3 protein-coding genes and 2 pseudogenes are annotated in these 4,285 nt (G+C 64.7%); 3 read left to right on the forward strand and 2 right to left on the reverse strand.

Going from position 1 to position 4,285, the window contains the following annotated elements; genetic code table 11:
• Positions 1-92 precede the first annotated feature (92 nt).
• Together ACJH6I_RS31585 and ACJH6I_RS31590 are read left to right on the forward strand one after the other, a co-directional pair.
• Positions 93-333 (forward strand): annotated as a pseudogene (locus tag ACJH6I_RS31585) (IS3 family transposase); the annotation flags it as partial.
• A gap of 50 nt (positions 334-383) precedes the next feature.
• The gene (locus ACJH6I_RS31590) at positions 384-1,256 is read left to right on the forward strand and encodes an alpha/beta fold hydrolase (protein WP_064857761.1); all 873 of its coding nucleotides are present in this window, start codon (positions 384-386) and stop codon (positions 1,254-1,256) included.
• 95 nt (positions 1,257-1,351) lie between these two features.
• Here ACJH6I_RS31590 and ACJH6I_RS31595 read toward each other — a convergent pair.
• Positions 1,352-1,657, reverse strand: a pseudogene (locus ACJH6I_RS31595) (integrase core domain-containing protein); the annotation flags it as partial.
• Between the two features lie 138 nt (positions 1,658-1,795).
• Here ACJH6I_RS31595 and ACJH6I_RS31600 point away from each other — a divergent pair.
• Positions 1,796-3,157 carry a Mu transposase domain-containing protein gene (locus ACJH6I_RS31600; protein WP_071289820.1) on the forward strand — a complete coding sequence of 454 codons (1,362 nt, stop codon included), beginning with the start codon at positions 1,796-1,798 and terminating at the stop codon, positions 3,155-3,157.
• Between the two features lie 67 nt (positions 3,158-3,224).
• On the opposite strand, the gene ACJH6I_RS31605 is transcribed toward ACJH6I_RS31600, so the two are convergent.
• The coding region (locus ACJH6I_RS31605) for an IS3 family transposase (RefSeq protein ID WP_406785182.1) at positions 3,225-4,285 on the reverse strand (1,061 nt) is incomplete at its 5' end.

Consider the following 4,285-nt stretch of genomic DNA (forward strand, 5'->3'; position numbering starts at 1 on the left):
AACGAGTCGTCGACTGATCGCCTTCCGTCACGGCGGTGACTGCCACCAATACACACGAACCGACCGAGCAGCCCGCACCAAAAATTCAGGGCCAGTACACCTCGGCGCGGTTCGAGGAAACCCTATCCCTTGTCTGGGCTTGTGCCGCCAATCGGATCGGTCGGCAACGCCAACGACAACGCTCTCGCCGAAACGACGATCCGGCTGCACAAGAACGAAACCGTCCGCGCCGATTCACCGGCGCGGCCCACTGGACCGTCTGGCGACGTTGAGCTGCTCACCATCAACTCGGTGTTCACTGGCTCCAACACCGACCGACTCATACACCGCCTGGCTGCGTCGAAACATTGAGCACCATTCTTCTTTTGGTAAGGAGGCCGCGAATGGCACACTCCCTTGGCAGAAGCGCTGAGGTACGGCTGGCTGATGGTCGTGCACTGCATTACATGATTGCGGGCACCGATAGCGGCGTTGGGCCTACCGTGGTATTCGAATCAGGTCTAGGCGCTTCGCGCTCGGAGTGGGGTTTGGTGGCACCTCTTGTGGCGCACGAGTTCCCGACGGTGGTCTACGACCGGGCCAATCTCGGTCGCAGCGACCCGGACCGAGCACCCCGCACTTTGGTGCGTTTGGCGGGTGATCTCGAAGAATTACTGGCCCTGCTCGACGCTGGCCCGTACATCCTGGTGGGCCATAGTTACGGGGGGACGATCGCATTGACCACCGCATCGCGTAATCAGGCCCATATAGCTGGGCTAGTGCTCGTCGACCATTCCGATGAGCAGTTGAGCGTGTGCTGCGGGTCGTCGTTGCGACATCTGCGTACGTTGGCGCTGGCGGGTCGTTGGGCCACAGGTGTGCTGCGTCGGTTGCATTTGCTGGCGTGGGCGGTGCGCCGTGTCGCGCCCGGGATGCCCGCTGATGTGGCCCGGGACCTGCTCACCGAAGATCTGACCGTAGGCGCTGAGCTGGCTGCCGATGCCGAGGAGCAGTTTTTCTTGGCCGGGCTCTCGAGCCTGCGCGCGCACCGACTTGAACTGGGCGCAATGCCCGTAACCGTGATCTCGGGCACTAAGGCTAGGCTCGTGGACCGCTCCATCCGCACGGCGTTCCTCGATGCCCACCGCCGCGCCGCCGAACGGCTCGGCGCCAGGCTTGTGTTGGCTAAAGAATCTGGGCACCTGGTGGTCTTCACCGAACCACAGCTGGTTGCGGACGAGATCAAGCGGATTGCTGCGCGCAGCATACTCGAATAGGGCTCTGAAAATCCCGGAGGCTCCTGGCCATGGAAACGACGCTACAGGCGTACCGAAGGAACAGTTGAACCGCCCCGGGTTCCGTGAACACCGGTTTATGGGTGTGCAGCCGCGGATTGGGCTGTGTTCGTAGCGTAGTAGATGGCCTCGTATTCGACCGGTGGGATGCGGCCCCAGGCGGTGCATGAGCCGGTCGGTGTTGTACCAATGCACCCAGTCGGCGGTGAGCAGCTCCACGTCGGCCAGGCGGTGCAGGGACCACGCCGGAACGGTGAATCGTCGCGGACGGCTTCGTGCTCGTACAGCCCGATGGTCGTCTCGGCCAACGCGTTGTCGAAAGCATCTCCGACCGCCCCGATCGACGGCACCAGACCTGACGCCGCCAGGGTTTCCCCGAACCGTGACCGCGCTCACTGAAATTCCCCACTGACGCTCATCGAAATTCCCCACCCGTGTGGCTCCGCCGAGAAGGGCGGGCCTCCCTCGATGCTGCTGGTGTCTGACGCCAGTAGCTCCAGTCGAAGGGGGCCCGCTTTCTCATGCTCACATGGGAGGACGACATGGAAGTACACGCCCTACAAAAACGTGGTTGGTCGATCTCTGCGATCGCCCGCCACACCGGTTTCGACCGCAAAACGGTCCGCAAGTACCTGGCCGGTGACGGCCAGCCCGGGGTCCGTGCCCGGCCCGGCCCGGATCCGTTTGATCCGTTCGTCGACTACGTCACCGCGAGGTTGACCGAGGACCCGCATTTGTGGGCGCGCACCCTGTACGACGAACTCGAGAGTCTGGGTTTCGGTTTGTCGTATCAGAGCCTGACCCGCAACATTCGCACCCGCAATCTGCGCCCGGACTGCCAAGCCTGCCGCGCCGCCACCGACCGGCCCAACACCATCATCGCTCATCCACCGGGTGAGGAAACCCAGTGGGACTGGCTGGAATTGCCCGATCCACCCGCATCCTGGGGGTGGGGCAAGAAAGCCTTCCTGCTGGTCGGCTCGCTGGCCCATTCCGGCAAGTGGCGCGCGGTGCTGTCACCGTCGATGGATCAACCCCATCTGGTGGCCGCCATCGACCGCATCGTGCGGGGTCTGGGCGGGCTGACCCGCATCTGGCGGTTCGACCGGATGGCCACCGTCTGCGATCCAGGCTCAGGCCGGGTGACCGCCTCGTTCGCCGGGGTCGCCAAGCACTACGGGGTCTCGGTGGCGATCTGTCCACCACGGCGTGGGAATCGCAAGGGTGTGGTGGAGAAGGTCAATCACACTGCCGCACAACGGTGGTGGCGCACCCTGGCTGACGACATGACCGTCGAGGCGGCACAGGCCAGTGTGGATCGCTTCGCCAATGTTCGTGGTGACACCCGGATCCGGGCCACCGCCGACGGGTGGTCGTCGGTGGCCGTGGTCGCCAAGGCCGAACCCCTCTCGCCGGTGCCGGCGACGCCGTATCCGGTGATCGTGTCAGAAACCCGAACCGCCTCAAGGCAGGCGTTGGTGTCCTACCGCGGCAACCGGTACTCGGTGCCCCCGGAGCTGGCCGCCGCGCAGGTGAGCGTCAGCCATCCGGTTGGTGGTGAGTTCTGCGATATCGCCACCACGACCGGCATCGTGGTGGCGCGGCACCGCATGGCCGCCGATGGGTTGGGGGTGATGGTTCGTGACAGCGGGCACGTCATCGCTCTGGATACCGCCGCGATGGCCACCGCCAACACCGGGCGTCCGCACCGCCGCAAGGAACGCATCCCACCCGGGCCGGCCGCCAATGCCGCTGCCGCGCAACTGGTTCAGTCCCGCGATGCTACGACCTGCATGGTCGAATCCACCACTGCATCAACCGATTCCACTGTCATCGACTTGTCCGTCTACGAGCGGGCCGCCCAGAAAAGGACCCTGCAATGACCCCCACCACACGTACCTCGAAAACCACCATCCGCACCACTGAACCGCCCCAGGTTTTCCGCCGCTGCTATACGGGTTGACGCTCTCGGTCGAGGGCGCTGTAGTGGGCGTGCTCGTACTCGGTTGGGCTGACCATGCCGAGACTGGAGTGCAGCCTTCGGTTGTTGTACCACTCGACCCAGGCTGCTGTCGCGTACTCGACGTCGGCGATGGTCCTAAACGGCCCCGGGTGGAACACTGTGGTTCGGATGCATTCGGTCTTGTACAAGCCGTTGATCGTTTCCATCAGAGCGTTGTCGTAGGCATCCCCGACGCTGCCAATGGAAGGTGAAATCCCTTCCAGTTCAAGGTGTTCGGTGAAACGGACCGACGTGTATTGGCTTCCGGCGTCGCTGTGGTGGATGAGCTCGCCGGCTGCGGTGGGATGACCTTCGTGACGGCGCTGCCACACGGCCATCCGCAACGGGACCATCACCAGATCGGTGGTCTTGGTGGTGGCCGCGTGCCAGGCCACGATCCGCTGAGCGAACACGTCGACGATGAAGGCCACGTAGACAAAGCCCGCCCAGGACCGCACGTAAGTGAAGTCGGTGACCCATACCCGGTTCGGGACGCTCGCATGGAAGTTGCGGTTGAGCAGATCCGGGGCGCGGCGCCCGTCGGTGTCCGGGATCGTGGTGCGCACCTTCTTTGACCGCCGTATGCCCTGCAGACCCAACGTGCACATCGCCCGGTGCACCGAGCCCGCCGAGGCCTCTGGCAGCGCGGCACGGCGGATCAGGGCCGTCATCTTGCGCCGCCCGTAGAGCCCCTCGGGGGCCAGAACGCGCTTGCCGGCGGCGTTGGTGGTCCACGCCAGGCCACGCACAGCGTCGATGACCTGGGCGTCGGTGATGGTGCGGGCCGCTACCGTCCGGCCTGGTTGTTTCCAGGACCGGTAGGTGCGCGCGGCGATCTGAGAGCCCTGCTCACACAAGACTCGGCAGATCGACTCGACCGCGTGCCCAGCGGCGCGTTGATCGTCGATGAACGCGAAGATCACCGGTTGCGGGGGTCGGTGAAAGTCGGCCCGGGACGCGGTGACAACCGTTGGGGCTGTTCCGTTTTCCCGGGCCGCTTCCCGAACCC

Source organism: Mycobacterium sp. SMC-13, from assembly GCF_045311035.1.
Taxonomy (GTDB): domain Bacteria; phylum Actinomycetota; class Actinomycetes; order Mycobacteriales; family Mycobacteriaceae; genus Mycobacterium.

Coding starts and splice junctions, on each gene's coding strand:
- ACJH6I_RS31590 (WP_064857761.1), top strand. CDS start 384: ATGGCACACTCCCTTGGCAGAAGCGCTGAGGTACGGCTGGCTGATGGT.
- ACJH6I_RS31600 (WP_071289820.1), top strand. CDS start 1,796: ATGCTCACATGGGAGGACGACATGGAAGTACACGCCCTACAAAAACGT.